Origin of the sequence: Halomonas sp. KX33721, from assembly GCF_001596805.1 — a bacterium.
Lineage (GTDB): Bacteria > Pseudomonadota > Gammaproteobacteria > Pseudomonadales > Halomonadaceae > Vreelandella > Vreelandella aquamarina.
In genome coordinates this window covers 75,435-90,061 of sequence record NZ_LVIA01000009.1, presented here as the reverse complement: position 1 = coordinate 90,061, position 14,627 = coordinate 75,435, and the positions used below count along the sequence as shown (strand labels likewise).

The window sequence follows — 14,627 nt, the reverse complement described above, 5'->3', positions numbered from 1 at the left end:
ATCTGGGAAGCCCTCTTTCGACGTGAGCCAGCGTGATGAAACACTCTCCCGCGTATCGCCTAGCGGCCACTGTGCTGCACGGTTTCGATGAGTACCGTGCGCGTTTCAAGCAGATCACCTCAGATGCCAGCCGCCGTTTTCGCGATGCCGCCTGGCGTGAAGCGCAGCAGGCCTCCGCCGCGCGGATCAACCTGTACGGTGAAAAAGTCGAGGAGACGCTCGACCGGTTGCAGCGCACCTTTGCCCAGGACGTGCTGGCTCACTGTGAGACGTGGCGGGAAGCACGAGGGCACTACGCGCAGTTGATCAGCCAGCGGTTGGATTACGAGCTGGCGGAAACCTTCTTTAATTCTCTGTTCTGTTCGGTGTTTCAGCATCGCCATATCCGCAATGACTGGATGTTTGTGTACAGCTCCCGGGAGGATGCCGCGCACCGTTCGGGCATTGAGCTGTGCCGCAGGCATTACGTCAACGGCGACTGGGCGGGGGCGCTCGCTTGGGCGCTGAGCGAAGCCCCGTTCGAGTCCCCCTTTGCCGACGTCGAGCGCGACAGCCAGCTCGGCGCTGGATTGCTGGAAGCTCAGCTCCCTGTTGCGATTTGGCAGGCAGACGATGCCCAGGTGGAGCTACTCAACAGCGTGTTTTACCGCAACAAAGGGGCGTATCTGGTGGGGCGCATTCTAGGTGGCGGCGAGCAGGTCCCCTTGGTGCTGCCGGTTCTACATGGGGAAGGGTATGGCGAGCAGCAGGGCGGCGACCCCTGCCTGCATTTGGATACGGTCCTCACCGAAACCGATGAAGTGTCGATCATCTTCTCGTTCACCCGCGCCTATTTCCAGGTAGAGGTGCCGGTGCCGGGGGAGTTCGTCGGTTACCTAAAACAGCTTATGCCCCACAAGCCCGAGGGCGAGCTGTACGCCGCCATTGGCTTTTTCAAACACGGCAAAACCGAATTTTTCCGCGCGCTGAACCAGCAGGTGGCCAAGCGCGAAGAGCGCTTCATGATCGCGCCGGGGGTGCGGGGCATGGTGATGGCGGTATTCGTGCTGCCGAGCTTTCGCACCGTGTTCAAGATCATCAAGGATAAATTCGACCCCGCCAAAGAGGTCACCCACGCCATCGTGCGGGAGAAGTACCGGCTGGTAAAACGCCACGACCGGGTAGGGCGCATGGCCGACACCCAGGAGTTCTCCAACTTTATCGTCCGCCAGGACCACTTCGAGCCGGAGTGTTTGGCCCATTTGCTGGAGGTTGCACCCTCCACGGTGTCGCTGAAAGAGGACAAGGTGATCATCAAGCACTGCTACACCGAGCGGATGATGACGCCGTTGAACCTCTATCTGGAGCAGTGCAGCACCGATGAGCGAGTAATGGTGCTGAAGGATTACGGCAATGCCATCAAACAGATGGCAGCAGCGAATATTTTTCCTGGCGATATGCTGCTGAAGAATTTTGGCGTCACGCGCCACGGGCGGGTGATTTTCTACGACTACGACGAGGTGAGCTATCTCACCGAGTGCCGCTTCCGCCATATTCCCAAATCCCAGGGGGTCGACAGTTACATGAATGGCGGGGCCAGCCTTTCCATTGGCCCCAACGATATCTTCCCCGAAGAGTTTGGTCCGTTTATGTTTGCCAACCCGGAACTGCGCGCACTATTTATGGAGCAGCATCCGGAGCTGTTCGACCCGGACTACTGGCTGGCGCTACAGCGGGCGATTCTGGAGGGGCGGGTGATCGACGTTTACCCGTATCGCAACAAGCAGCGATTCGCAGGCACCGTGGGGCAACTGGTACATTAGGCGTTTACCGGACGACGTAAGCCGAGGATAGCATGACTTCAGCCCCGCACTTGGTGGTATTTACCGGCTCGGGAATCAGCGCGGAGAGCGGCATTCAAACCTTCCGCGCCAGCGATGGCCTCTGGGAGGATCACCCGGTGGAGGAGGTCGCCACGCCGCAAGGGTGGCGGCAAGACCCAGAGCGGGTGCTGGCGTTCTATAACCAGCGCCGTGATCAGATCCGCCGCGCGAAGCCCAACGCCGCCCATAAAGCGCTGGCGGCGCTGGAGCAGGATGGCTTCAAGGTCAGCGTGATTACCCAGAACATTGATGACCTGCACGAGCGGGCAGGCTCGCGCCACGTGCTGCACCTGCACGGCGAGATTTTAAAGGCGCGCTCATCGGTGGATGCGCGGCTGCGCTACCCGCTGTCAAAGGGCGGAATTGCCCTGGGCGATGTGTGCGATAAGGGCAGCCAGCTGCGCCCAGACGTGGTGTGGTTTGGCGAAGCGGTGCCGCTGTTCGAAGAGGCCTGCGAGCTGGTGAGCCAGGCGGACTTTCTGCTTGTGGTGGGTACCTCGCTGGCGGTGATGCCCGCCGCATCGCTGCTCACCTATATCGATTACGACACCCCTTGTGCGCTGGTAGACCCCGACGCCGATGAGCTAAGCCCACCCGGCGTGCTGGCGATCAATACCACGGCGGGAGAAGGCGTGCCAGCGCTTGTACACCAGTGGCGTAAGCAGGGAAATTTAATTTTACCCTGACTTAGCGCAGGGCGAAGGTTGAGCGAACCGTGGGTTGGCACATTAATGGCGTGATTCCAAAAACCACGCTTTCATCACCCCAGTAATCTGGGTCAGCTCGGCGTCCGTCGCGATATAAGCGGGCATGGTGTAAAGCCAGCGGCCAATGGGGCGCAGCCACACGCCCCGCGCTCGGGCAAATGCGGCAACGCCTTTCAGCGCTTCGCTGCTGTGGGCTTCGATCACCGCCGTTGCGCCTAATACGCGCACGTCCGCGACGGCGGGATGTGCGCGCAGTGCTACGTCTTCTAATAGCTCGCGCTGTAACGTTTGGCTGAGCGCGGCAATTTTCTCCAGGTAGTGCTCCTCTTCGAACACCCGTAGGCTCTCCAGCGCCACGCGGCAGGCCAGGGGGTTGCCCATAAAGGTGGGGCCGTGCATGAAGGCGTGGTGCTGACTGTCGCCAATGAACGCCTCGTGCACCCGGTCGGTGGCCAGCGTGGCCGCATGGCCCAGATACCCGCCGGTCAGCCCCTTGGAGAGCACCATGATATCCGGCGTGACGCCCGCGTGGTCGGCGGCAAACAGCCTGCCGGTGCGGCCAAAGCCGGTGGCTACTTCGTCGAAAATCAGCAGCACGCCAAACTCGTCGCACAGCGCCCGGGCGCCGCGCAGGTAGTGCGGCGAGGTCATGTTCAGCCCGCCCGCCGCTTGCAGCAGCGGCTCCATCAGTAGTGCGGCGATCTCCTGGTGGTGGCGCGACAGCACCTCACGTAGCGCAGCGAGGTCATGCTCTACCTGGGCTGGCGTGGCATCGAAGGGTGCCGTGGGGGCCGGGGCGAAGTGGTGCTGAGGCAGCAGGCTGGCGAACAGGCCGTGCATGCCCTCTTCGGGGTCGCATACCGCCATGCAGCCGGTGGTGTCGCCATGGTACGCCTTCATCAGCGAGAGCATCTTGCGCTTGCCGGGGTGGCCGCTCAGCACCTGGTACTGCAGCGCCATCTTCATGGCGACTTCCATGCCCACCGAGCCGCTATCGGAGAAGAACACATGATTCAGCCCCGGCGGGGTAATGCGCACCAGCTCTTGTGCGAGCTGGTCGGCGGGATCGTGGGTCAGGCCGCCCAGCATCACATGGCAAAGCTCCCCCGCCTGCTCGCGGATGGCGGCGACGAGGCGCGGATGGCCGTAGCCGTGAATCATGCACCACCAGGAGCAGGTGGCATCCAGCAGGCGCTCGCCGCTTTCCAGCGTAAAGTAGCTGCCGCTGCCGCCGACCACTTTGGGCGCAGGCGTTTGGGTTTTGAGATGGGCATAGGGGTGCCAAACGGGGGAGTTCATGGCGTCGCCTCCTGGGTGGCGAGGGGGAGCAGCGCATCAAGGGAGAGGTAGTACTGCGCGGTGGGCGCATCTGCCGTAGCTAAATGAGGAATGATGCCCAAGCAAGGGGCGGGCAGAGCGCGTTTCAGCAGCGCCACATTGGCTGCAAAGCGCGGGCTGTCGTCGGCAAAGGCTGAGTCCACTACGCTGCCTACCCAGCCCGCCAGCGTTAAGCCATCGGCGGCGATGGCCTCGGCGGTGAGCCGGGCATGGTTAAGGCAGCCCAGCTTCAGCCCAACCACCAGAATCACCGGCAGCCCGAGCGCGCGGGGCAGGTCGGAAAAATCCTCCTCCTCGTTCAGCGGCACTCGCCAGCCGCCTGCGCCTTCGATTAGCGTCAGGTCCCGTGGCGTGTCGGTTAACGTGTCGTTGAGCGCCTGAGTAACGCTTGCCACGTTAAGCACCGCGCCTGCTTCCAGGGCGGCGAGATGCGGCGCAATGGCGGGAGCAAAGGCCCAGGGGTTGATCGTCGGGTAATCCACCGGCGGGAAGCTTTGCGCCTGTAGCGCCAGGGCATCGCGGTTGCGCAGGCCATTGGGCGTGGCCTCGCTACCAGAGGCAATAGGCTTCAACCCCAGCGTGGTGAGCTGGCGCTGGCGGGCGGCGCCCAGCAGCGCGCTGGTGGCCAGGGTTTTGCCCGCGTCGGTGTCGGTACCGGTGACAAAATAGGTGTTGTTCATCTCGCGCTTTCCAGTTGTAGCGTCAGGCAGTGGTAGCTCACCGGCAGCCCCTGCGGCGTGCGCAGCGATTCATAGCGAACCTGGGCGGTGGCAAGCGCTTGGCGGGTCAGCCGAGCGTTGGGTCTGGCTACTTGGGCGCCCACGCCCTTGATGGAGGCCATGACGGCATTCAGGTCGGGGTAGAAAAAGCGCCGCTGCTCGCGCACGTAGTGGGTAAGCCGCAAGCCGCTTCGCGCAATCGCCCGCTGTACGGTGCTGGCGTCCGGCGTTTGCAGCAGGGCCTCGGGCCGCTGCCAGGCGGTGGCCACCTCATGAAGCGTGCCGGGCAGCAGGGTGGTGATGCGCGCCTGCCCGCTAGGGGCGAGCACCCGCGCCAACTCCTGCATCACCGCGCCGATATCCGGGCACCACTGAATCGCCAGGTTAGAGAACACGAGATCCACGCTTGCGTCGTCCAGCGGCAGCGCGGCGGCATCTCCCTGTTGCCAGCGTATGGCATCGCCATACTGTGCCTGGGCGTGGGCGAGCATACCCGGCGCCAGGTCGAGCCCGGTGGTGGTGGCGTTTGGGTAGTGGCTCGCCAGCCGCTGGGTCCAGTAGCCGGTGCCGCAGCCAAGGTCGAGCACCTGCTGGGCGCTCTGCGGCAGCGTTTGCCAGAGCGCTTCGCCGATATCGCGCTGGGCGCTAGCGAGATCATCGTAGCGTGGTGCCGCCCGTGAAAAAGCCCGAGCAACACGCTCCTGCCAGCGGGGCAGTGGCAGCGAGGTGACCGGTGTGTTCATCGCGGCTCCTGTAGCGCCCGCGTGGCCTGCTCGGCCAGCCGTGCCGCCAGCTGGGCGGGCTGGGAGAGCATGGGGCAGTGTCCTGCGGCTTCCAGTCGAAGCGCTTGCTGGCGCGTGCTGCTTGGTAGTAGCGGGTCGTGGGCGCCTGCCAATCGGCGGATAGGGCAGGGAGGGCTGGCAAGCAGTGCCCGGTTATCCAGCGTTTCAAGCCACATGAGCCCTTGCGCGAGCGTGTCGGTATCGGCGTGGGGTGTTTCACCTAACCGTGCGCGTAGCTGGCGGTGAGCCTCGCGGGCATTGGGTTCGCCCTGGGCCTGCCAGCGCAGAAAGTGCCGCCACGTGGCAACGGGGTCACGGTGGAAGGCGCGCTTAAAGCTGGCAAGCTCGTCGCTCCTCACACCGCCATCACTCTCCGCGTCACTACAAAAACGGCTGCCTGCGCCCAGTAGCAACAGGGCCTTGGGCGGCGGCAGATGATTGAGCAGCGCCGTGGCCAGCAGCCCACCCAGCGACCAGCCCACCCAGACGGCATCGCTGGGTAGCTTAGATGCCATACGCTCGGCGAGCGCTTCAATGTGTGTGGGGGTGGGTAGCGCCGGAGCATCGCCGTAGCCGGGCCACTCCACTGCGCTGGGGTCGACCGTATTGGGCCAATGCTCCGAAAGCGTCTGCCATATACGGCGGTCGACGCCCCAGCCCGAGAGCAGGATGAGCTTCATCGCTGCTCCTCGTTCAGGCAGGCGGCGGCGACCTCCAAGAGCCTGTCGATATCGCTCTGGGTATGGCGGGCGCTTAACGTGATGCGCAGCCGCGACTCGCCGTTGGGCACCGTGGGTGGCCGAATCGCCCCTACCTGGATAGCGTGCTCATCGAACGTGGCCGCCCAGGCCAGGGTGCGCTGCTCGCTTCCCAGCAGCAGCGGTTGAATCGGCGTGTGGGAGTGTCCGATTGGCAGCCCCAAGGCGATAGCCTGCTGGCGGAAGTAATCAATATGGCGAGCGAGCCGCTGGCGGTGCTCCGGCTCCCGCTGCACGATGGTGAGCGCTTCTAGCGTGGCGGCGGCAATACTGGGCGGTTGGGCGGTGGTGTACACATAGCTGCGGGAAAACTGAATTAGGTGCTCGATGAGCGCGGCGTCGCCCGCCACAAACGCGCCTGCGGTGCCCAGCGCTTTGCCCAAGGTGCCGACCAAGATCGGCACTGCCTGGCTATCAACGCCTTCTACGCAGCCCGCGCCGTGTTCACCCAGTACACCGAGCCCGTGGGCATCGTCGATCATCAGCCAGGCGCCGTGCTGCTGGCTAATGTGGGCAAGTTCGCCGACGTCAGCAATATCGCCATCCATGCTGAACACGCCGTCGCTTACCACCAGTTTATGGGTGGCCGTGCTGAGCGCAAGCAAACGCTGTAAGTCGTGGCCATCCCGGTGGTGGTAGCGTCGGGAGCGGGCGCCGCTCAGCGCGGCCCCGTCGAGTAGCGAGGCGTGATTGAGGCGGTCCTGAAAAATCGCGGTGTGGGAATCCGCCAGCGCTTGCAACACGCCCAGGTTCGCCATATAGCCGGTGGAGAACAGCAGCGCCTGCTCCCGTCCGGTCCACTCAGCCAACGCCTCTTCCAGGGCATCGTGAATGCCCAGATGCCCGCTGACTAAGTGCGATGCGCCGGCCCCAGCGCCAAAGCGTTTCGCGCCTTCGGCCTGGGCCGCCTGTACGCGTGGGTCTTGAGCAAGGCCTAGATAGTCGTTGCCTGCAAAGTCGAGTGCCCCATGGGCAGAGACGCGGCGGCTGCGCCAGCGCTGCTGGCGCTCGCGCTCATCGCGGGCTGCCGCTAAGCGCTGGTGCCACACCTCAGACACTGGCATCCACCGCCAGCGCCGCAGCGCGCTCTGCCTGGGCGTTGCGCTGCGCCTGTTGGGCCAGCCGCTCGGTATGCTGCGTGTCGTCTTCGCAGGTATCGCGGCGCTCGGGGTGCAGGCCCAGCTTGGCAAACAGCGCACGGTCGCGCTCTGCCTGGGGGTTGCCGGTGGTCAGCAGCTTGTCGCCGTAGAAAATCGAGTTGGCACCGGCCAGAAAGGCAAGCGCCTGGGTGGATTCGCTCATCTGCTCCCGGCCTGCGGAGAGGCGCACGTGGCTCTGGGGCATCATGATGCGCGCCACGGCAATGGCGCGGATGAACTCCAGTGGGTCTAAATCATCGACGTTCTCCAGTGGCGTCCCCGGCACTTTGACCAGCATGTTGATAGGCACCGATTCAGGATGCGGAGAGAGCTTAGCCAACTGCTGCAGCAGAGCGCTGCGATCCTGTGCGCCTTCACCCATGCCTAAAATACCGCCAGAGCACACTTTCATACCGGCATCGCGAACGGTGGCCAGGGTTTCTAAACGGTCGCTGTAGGTGCGGGTGGTGATGATTTCGCCGTAGTAATCGGGGGAGGTGTCGAGGTTGTGGTTGTAGTAGTCCAGCCCCGCGGCGGCCAGCCGTGTGGCCTGCTCGCCGTCGACCATACCCAGCGTCATACAGGTCTCAAGCCCCAGCGCTTTCACCTGGCGCACCATCTCTTCCACCACCACTAAATCTTTATCCCGCGGCTGCGCCACGCGGCCCCCATGCAGAAGCGGCTGGCGCCTGCCTCTTTGGCGGCCTTGGCCTGGGCCACCACTTTCTCTATTTCCAGCAGCTTCTCTTTTTCCAGCTGAGTGTTGTAGTGACCCGATTGGGGGCAGTACTTGCAGTCTTCCGGGCAGGCCCCGGTCTTGATCGACAGCAGGGTAGACACCTGCACCGCGTTGGCATCGAAATGTGCCCGGTGCACCTGCTGGGCTTGAAACAGCAGGTCGTTAAAGGGCAGCGTAAACAGCGCATTGATCTCGTCAAGCGTCCAGTCGTGGCGCGGCGCGGCATCCGCCGCGTGAGAAGCAGTCGAGGTAGCGGTCACGGGTAAACCTATATTCTTTTGAAAGTTGACAGGACTCTAGCGGGGCTGTGCTGAGGGTGTCAACTTTTTGAAGATGGTTGGTTTACCATGGTGCTTGACTGTAGGGAGTATTCGTCAGGATGTATGGCCTGCTTTATACTTTGCGCCCTTTGACGACCCACTGGAGCGCAGATGCCTGACGCGACCTCGCTGCCCCCCGAGCACGATGCATTGACCGACCGCGACCCGGCCACCGGGCATCCGCGCCCGCCTCGGCGTGAATTCAAAGCGCGGGGCAGCTTCGTCAAACGCTGCGAAGGCTGCAACTTGCCCGAGCTGAACTGCCTCTGCCCGTATCAGGTGAAGGCGGAGAGCGACGCTCAGGTATGGCTGTTGACCCACTCCATTGAACACTACAAACCGACCAATACCGGGCGTTTGATTGGCGATGTACTCACCAACACCCGCGTATTTACCTGGTATCGCACGGCGCCGGACGAGGCGCTGGCCGCGCTGCTGCAAGATCCGCGCTATGCGCCGTTCGTGATTTTTCCTGATGACCAGCCAGATTACGCCGACCGCGTGGTGGATATTGACGCGGTGCATGCCGCCAAGCAGCAGGCGCGCATACCGGTATTCATCATTTTGGATGGCACCTGGCGACAGGCGCGGCGCATGTTCCGCAAAAGCCCTTACCTGGATGCACTGCCGGTACTGCCGCTGCGCACCGAGCGGGAGACCCGCTACCGGCTGCGCAAGCCCGCCTCGAAAGCGCATCTGTGCACCGCCGAGGTAGCGATTGAGCTGCTGCGCCAGAGCGGTGATGAAACGGCGGCAAGCGTGCTGGATGACTACTTTGATGTGTTCAACGATAGCTACGCAGAGAGCCGCTATTATCGCAAGATCGAAGAGCCTACGGCAGCCATGCAGCGGCTATTGGAGCGGCAGCGGGCAGAAGAGCATGGTTAGCGGGAAGGATTGCCACCGGGCAGCCAGCGCAGCAGCACTTTGCGGACCCAGTACCAGCGATTGATCAGTAGTGCCATAAAGATCAGGCTACAGCCCAGCAGTTGCAATGCGGTCATGGTTTCGCCAAACCACCAGGCGGCAAACAGCGCGGTCCAGACGGCTTCTAGCATCAGAATCACCGCCGCATGGCTAGGCGTGGTCATACTCTGCGCTTTGATTTGCAGAAAGAAGCGCAGCGAGCTGGCCAGCAGCACGCTGGTCATGAACCAGCCGAGAATCGACGGGCTGAGCGCCAGCGGCTGATGCTCCACCACCAGGGAAAGCCCCGTTAGCACCACGCCTACCGAGATCAGTTGCAGCGTGGTTAGCGGCAGCGCAGGCACATTGCGCACTACGCGGGCATTGACGTTGATCAAAAGCGCAAAACAGAGCGCGGCGCACACCATCAGCAGCTGGCTGGCCTCGACGTTAAAGCCTGCATTGAGCGATAGTAGGGCAAACCCGAGCAGCGCCACGGGTAGCGCGACCCAAGTAGAGCGAGGTGGGCGGTCGCCAAACAGCAGTCGTGCCACTACAGGCACCAGGAGAATCCCCAGGCTGTTGATAAAGGCACTCTCGCCCAGATGGTCGGAGTAGTTAAGCCCCAGTACCCAAAAGGCGATCGCCGCGCTGAACAAAACGCCCACCAGCAGGCCGCGGCGCACCCGGCGTAGAGGCATGCGCGTTAGGGTAGGCCAGGCAAACCCTAGCAGGATCAGCCCGGCTAATAAAAAGCGTGTGCCGATAAACAGCAAAGGCGGCATGCCTGCCAGCGCTTCTTTAGAAAAAATCCAACCACCCGCAGCCAAGGCGGTGACGAGCAGAAGCAGCGCATCCGCCTGCCAGGGGCTTGTTTAACGCTGTTCACGCCGCGCCGCTGCCAAAGAGCGCGCCTGCAATTCTAAAGCCTGCCACCCAGGTACCAATGGCAGAACCTACGGTGGCTAAGATAAACACCAGCAGGGTGCGAGAGACACGGTTCTGCCACCAACCTTTTAACTGCGTCACATCATGGCGCAGGGTGGAGAAGTCGCGCACCTTGGGCTTGCGCATATACAGCTCGACCCCCGCCGCTACAAAGCCCGCGCCAATGGTGGGGTTAAGCGATGTAAGTGGTGCAGCGAAGAAGGTAGCAATCACCGTGACCGGGTGAGCAAGCGCCGCAATCGTCGCGCCGCCAGACAGAATGCCGTTAATCAAGAACCACTCGATGACCAGCTGCCAGCCAAGGTCGGTATTGCGTGAAAAGCCCACCACAAAACCGGTAATGACGAGCGCCGTAATCAGCCAGGGGGCGGCTTTCCACAGTTTGGAAGGGGGCGGTGTGGCTTCGAGAGACTCACGCTCCACCGTGGGGTTGTCCGGCAGCGGTGTTTCCAAGTGCTCGCCCGTGCCTTTCAAGTGTCCAGCGCCCAATACCACCAGCACGTTCTGGTAGCGCCCAGGCGGCGCTTCCTCCGCCAAACGCAGCGCCATATAGCGGTCACGCTCGCGAATTAAGGGCGTGTAGAGCGCTTCGGATTCAGCGGCAAACTCGCTGAAGGTGGCCTCTAGCATGTCACCCTCTTTGAGCTTTTCGATGTCCTCTTTGGAGACATCCTGGCGAGAAAGCACGCTGCCAATCAGCCCTGAAAACAGCGAGAAGCGCTGCCACCAAGGCACGTTGCGATAAATGCGTTTCAAAGTGATGCCGACATCTCGGTCTACCAGCAGTAGCGGCAGGTTGCGCGTACGGCACTCTTCAATGGCTGCACGCATCTCAGCCCCCGGCTGAATACCGGACTGCTCGGCGATCCGTTGCTGAAAGGCACCGAGCGCCAGGCTCGCCGCCACCATGCCCGCTTTGCCTTGCTTGAACACCTGAAACAAGTCCTGCTCGCCCATGGCGTCTGGGTTGTCCATGCTGTGGTGACGGGCGTCACACAGCTCAATGGCGACGGCATCGAAGTGACCGCTGTCGATCAGTTGGCGAACGTCGTTGGCGCTCTCGGCAGAGACGTGGGCGGTGCCTAGCAGGGTGTAGTACGTGCCGCCCACCTGAATGGTTTTCAGCGGGCCGCTGGTAGCTGGGAGGGAACTGCTTTCCTGGGCCAGCGGTGTTGCATCATCTTGATTCATTAAAAAGTCTCAACAAAAAAGTAACGAGTGATGCGCGTTTAACGGCGCCAAAAAGCCGGGGTAAACAGCACCAGTACCGTAAAAATTTCCAAGCGGCCCAGCAGCATGGCAAGCACTAAAATCCATTTGGCGAGGCTGGGCAGATCGCCATAGTGGCTGCTGGCTTCTCCTAAGGCGGGGCCAAGATTGTTCAGCGCCGAGCCAACGGAGGACCACGCCGTTACCTGATCGACGCCCGTCGCCATCACGCCCACCAGCATCAAAAAGAACAGCATGACATAGGCAGAGAAAAATCCCCAGACGGCCTGGGCGATGCTATCGGGAACGCTCACTTTGCCGACCTTCACCGCAATCACGGCATTGGGGTGAATGAGCCGCATGACTTCGCGCATGCCCTGTTTCAAGATCAGGATAATACGGATGACCTTCATCCCCCCGGCGGTAGAGCCGGAGCATCCGCCGACAAAAGCGGCCACAAACAGCAGAAACGGTAGTGCGCCCGGCCACCCGGAAAAGTCCGCCACGGCAAAGCCTGCGGTGGTGGCCACTGAGACAACCTCAAACAGCGCATGGCGTAGCCCCACGATATCGTCGTAGGTATCGGTGAGCCACAGGGTAATCACGGTAATCACGGTCAGACCCGTCAGGAACAGCAGCAGAAATCGGGCTTCCGGGTCTTGAAAATAGTGGGTCAGGCGCTTCTCGCGCCAGGCCACGAAGTGGAGGCTGAAGCTCACCGCCGAAATCAGCATGAAGCTGATGCAGATCAGCTCGATGGCGGCGCTATTAAAGTAGCCAATACTGGCATCGTGGGTTGAAAAGCCGCCGATGGCGACGGTGGAAAAACTGTGCCCCAGCGCATCAAACCAGCTCATCCCCGCCAGCATATAGGCGACCATGCAGGCAAACGTGAGCGTTGCGTAGATATACCAGAGCGCTTTAGCGGTTTCGGTAATTCGTGGGGTTAGCTTGGAGTCTTTCAATGGCCCTGGAATTTCGGTGCGGTAAAGGGCCATCCCCCCCACGCCCAGGGTAGGCAAAATAGCCACGGCCAGTACCACGATCCCCATACCGCCTAGCCACTGCAGCTGCTGGCGATAATAGCGCACCGATTCCGGTAAAAAATCGATGCCGGTAATCACTGTGGCACCGGTGGTCGTCAGGCCGGAAAACGACTCAAAGACCGCATCGGTAATGCTCAGTGAGCCTTCGCCAAACAGCATGAGCGGCAGCGAACCAAATAGGGCCAGTACCGTCCAGAACATCGCGGCGATAATAAAGCCGTCACGGATACGTAGCTCTTTGTGAGCACGGCGGTTGGGCAGGTAGAGAAACAGCCCCGTCATGACGGTAATCCCAATGCCGCTCATGAACGCGTGCCAGACGCTGTCTCGAAACCAGAGCGACATGAGCATGGGGGGCAGCATCGTTAGGCTGAAAAGCATCAGCAGCAGGCCCAAAATACGTAGAATGACCCGCAAACTCATAGTGGTGGTTGTCTCATACGCTGGCCGGCTCCTTAGAAAAACGTTAATCCGACCTGGAACAGGCGCTCAACGTCGCGAATACGCCGCTTATCGATCACAAACAGAATGATATGGTCGCCGCTTTCCACCCGCACGTCGCCATGGGCGATAATGACCTCTTTGCCCCGCACGATGGCGCCGATGGTGGTGCCGTCGGGTAGGTCGATCTCGCGGATGGTACGGCCCACCACCTTGGACGACTGCTTATCGCCATGGGCAATCGCTTCGATGGCCTCCGCCGCACCCCGGCGCAGCGAGTGCACATTGACGATATCGCCCCGGCGCACGTGGGTCAGCAGGCTGCCGATGGTGGCCTGCTGAGGGGAAATAGCAATGTCGATATCGCCGCCCTGCACCAAATCCACGTAGGCGGCGTTGTTGATGAGGGTAAGCACCTTCTTAGCCCCCAGCCGCTTGGCGAGCAGCGACGACATGATATTCACTTCGTCGTCGTTGGTCAGCGCGCAGAAGATATCGCAGTCTTCGATGTTCTCCTCTTCCAGCAGCCGCTTGCTGGTGGCGCTGCCGTGGAGCACCACGGTGCGATCCAGCCGCTCGGAAAGCGTGGTGCAGCGCTCCAGGCTGTGCTCGATGATCTTCACCTGATGGCTGTGCTCTAAGTGCTCCGCCAGCCGTTCGCCGATATTGCCGCCCCCGGCAATCACCACGCGGCGGAAGTCCCGCTCCACCTTACGCAGCTCACTCATCACCGCACGAATATCCCGGCGGGCGGCCAGGAAGAACACCTCGTCGTCGGCTTCAATCACCGTGTCGCCCCGGGGAATGATCGGCCGGTTGCGGCGATAAATCGCCGCCACGCGGGTTTCCACGTTGGGCATATGCTTGCCCAAAAAGGCCAAATCCTGGCCCACCAGCGGGCCGCCGTAGAAGGCTTTCACTGCCACCAGCTGCACTAAACCCCCGGCAAACTCCAGTACCTGTAGCGCGCCCGGGTGCTCAATCAAGCGGCGCACGTGGTCGGTGACCACCTGCTCGGGGCTGATCAGTACGTCGATGGGGATCGCTTCGTGGGCAAACAGGCCCTTACGAGTGAGGTAAGCGGTGGAGCGCACCCGGGCAATTTTGGTGGGGGTGCGAAACAGCGTGTGGGCCACCTGACAGGCGATCATATTGATCTCGTCGGTGTTGGTCACCGCGATCAGCATATCGGCGTCTTCGCAGCCCGCCTGGCGCAGCACGATGGGGTAGGAGCCTGCGCCGGTCACCGTGCGGATATCCAGCTTGGTGTGCAGCTCGCGCAGTTTTGCACCGTCGGTATCGACGACGGTGATGTCGTTCTCCTCGCGGGCAAGGTGCTCCGCCAGGGTGCCGCCGACTTGGCCGGCGCCGAGAATGATGATTTTCATCGCTAAGCATCGGTTCCGTTATAAGCGCCAGCGCGTTTCCGGCTTGCGGTGTGCGCTGCAATAAAGACGGCGGCCAGTGTAAACCAGCCGCCGTCGAAAAGCAGGTAGGGAATTACTCCAGAGTGAAGCCGACTTTGACGGTCACTTGCCAGTGGGCCACGCGGCCATCTTCAATATGGCCTCGGGTGTCGGTGACTTCGAGCCAGCGCATGTTTTGAACGCTTTCGGAGGCTTTCGCCAGGGCGTTCTGCACGGCTTCCTCAATCCCTTTTTCGGATGAACCGGTTAGCTCAATGTGCTTATAGGTGTGATGACTCATGCTATC

At 61.8% G+C, this 14,627-nt stretch carries 13 protein-coding genes and 1 pseudogene; 3 read left to right on the top strand and 11 right to left on the bottom strand.

The window, feature by feature from the left end:
* Positions 1–35: 35 nt before the first annotated feature.
* Both aceK and A3220_RS03635 read left to right on the top strand, forming a co-directional pair.
* Positions 36–1,802: a bifunctional isocitrate dehydrogenase kinase/phosphatase gene (gene aceK, locus A3220_RS03640; protein WP_044630509.1), complete on the top strand. Its 1,767-nt coding sequence runs from the start codon at positions 36–38 to the stop codon at positions 1,800–1,802.
* 32 nt (positions 1,803–1,834) lie between these two features.
* Positions 1,835–2,548 carry an NAD-dependent deacylase gene (locus A3220_RS03635; RefSeq protein WP_062373236.1) on the top strand — a complete coding sequence of 238 codons (714 nt, stop codon included), beginning with the start codon at positions 1,835–1,837 and terminating at the stop codon, positions 2,546–2,548.
* A 42-nt stretch (positions 2,549–2,590) separates the two neighbouring features.
* On the opposite strand, the gene bioA is transcribed toward A3220_RS03635, so the two are convergent.
* The 6 genes and pseudogenes from bioA to bioB all read right to left on the bottom strand — a co-directional run bounded on the left by bioA (position 2,591) and on the right by bioB (position 8,304).
* Positions 2,591–3,868, bottom strand: coding sequence for an adenosylmethionine--8-amino-7-oxononanoate transaminase (gene bioA, locus A3220_RS03630; RefSeq protein WP_062373233.1), 1,278 nt, complete (start codon positions 3,866–3,868; stop codon positions 2,591–2,593).
* Complete coding sequence (gene bioD, locus A3220_RS03625; RefSeq protein WP_058579653.1) at positions 3,865–4,587, bottom strand: dethiobiotin synthase; 723 nt, start codon at positions 4,585–4,587, stop codon at positions 3,865–3,867. The genes bioA and bioD overlap by 4 nt, the downstream gene beginning before the upstream one ends.
* Complete coding sequence (locus tag A3220_RS03620) at positions 4,584–5,369, bottom strand: methyltransferase domain-containing protein (RefSeq protein WP_062373230.1); 786 nt, start codon at positions 5,367–5,369, stop codon at positions 4,584–4,586. Before A3220_RS03620 ends, bioD begins: the two co-directional genes overlap by 4 nt.
* The gene (locus A3220_RS03615) at positions 5,366–6,088 is read right to left on the bottom strand and encodes an alpha/beta fold hydrolase (protein WP_062373227.1); all 723 of its coding nucleotides are present in this window, start codon (positions 6,086–6,088) and stop codon (positions 5,366–5,368) included. The genes A3220_RS03620 and A3220_RS03615 overlap by 4 nt, the downstream gene beginning before the upstream one ends.
* The gene (gene bioF, locus A3220_RS03610) at positions 6,085–7,230 is read right to left on the bottom strand and encodes an 8-amino-7-oxononanoate synthase (RefSeq protein WP_062373224.1); all 1,146 of its coding nucleotides are present in this window, start codon (positions 7,228–7,230) and stop codon (positions 6,085–6,087) included. Before bioF ends, A3220_RS03615 begins: the two co-directional genes overlap by 4 nt.
* Positions 7,217–8,304: pseudogene (bioB, locus tag A3220_RS03605) on the bottom strand (biotin synthase BioB). Before bioB ends, bioF begins: the two are co-directional and overlap by 14 nt.
* Before the next feature lie 171 nt (positions 8,305–8,475).
* On the opposite strand from bioB, the gene A3220_RS03600 reads away from it, so the two are divergent.
* Positions 8,476–9,252 (top strand): DTW domain-containing protein, encoded by a 777-nt coding sequence (locus A3220_RS03600; RefSeq protein WP_062373222.1) that lies wholly within the window; start codon positions 8,476–8,478, stop codon positions 9,250–9,252.
* Here the strand turns inward: A3220_RS03600 and A3220_RS03595 are convergent.
* From A3220_RS03595 to A3220_RS03575, 5 genes are all read right to left on the bottom strand, one after another.
* Positions 9,249–10,121, bottom strand: a complete 873-nt coding sequence (locus tag A3220_RS03595; protein ID WP_054644941.1) for a DMT family transporter — start codon at positions 10,119–10,121, stop codon at positions 9,249–9,251. The genes A3220_RS03600 and A3220_RS03595 overlap by 4 nt on opposite strands.
* A 34-nt stretch (positions 10,122–10,155) precedes the next feature.
* Complete coding sequence (locus A3220_RS03590) at positions 10,156–11,409, bottom strand: TraB/GumN family protein (RefSeq protein ID WP_054644942.1); 1,254 nt, start codon at positions 11,407–11,409, stop codon at positions 10,156–10,158.
* 38 nt (positions 11,410–11,447) lie between these two features.
* Entirely contained in the window at positions 11,448–12,896 is a 1,449-nt protein-coding gene (locus A3220_RS03585; protein ID WP_062359930.1) for a TrkH family potassium uptake protein, read from the bottom strand.
* 32 nt (positions 12,897–12,928) lie between these two features.
* Positions 12,929–14,302 carry a Trk system potassium transporter TrkA gene (gene trkA, locus A3220_RS03580; RefSeq protein ID WP_062359928.1) on the bottom strand — a complete coding sequence of 458 codons (1,374 nt, stop codon included), beginning with the start codon at positions 14,300–14,302 and terminating at the stop codon, positions 12,929–12,931.
* A gap of 112 nt (positions 14,303–14,414) precedes the next feature.
* Positions 14,415–14,621, bottom strand: coding sequence for a dodecin (locus A3220_RS03575; protein WP_054641697.1), 207 nt, complete (start codon positions 14,619–14,621; stop codon positions 14,415–14,417).
* Between the last annotated feature and the right edge of the window lie 6 nt (positions 14,622–14,627).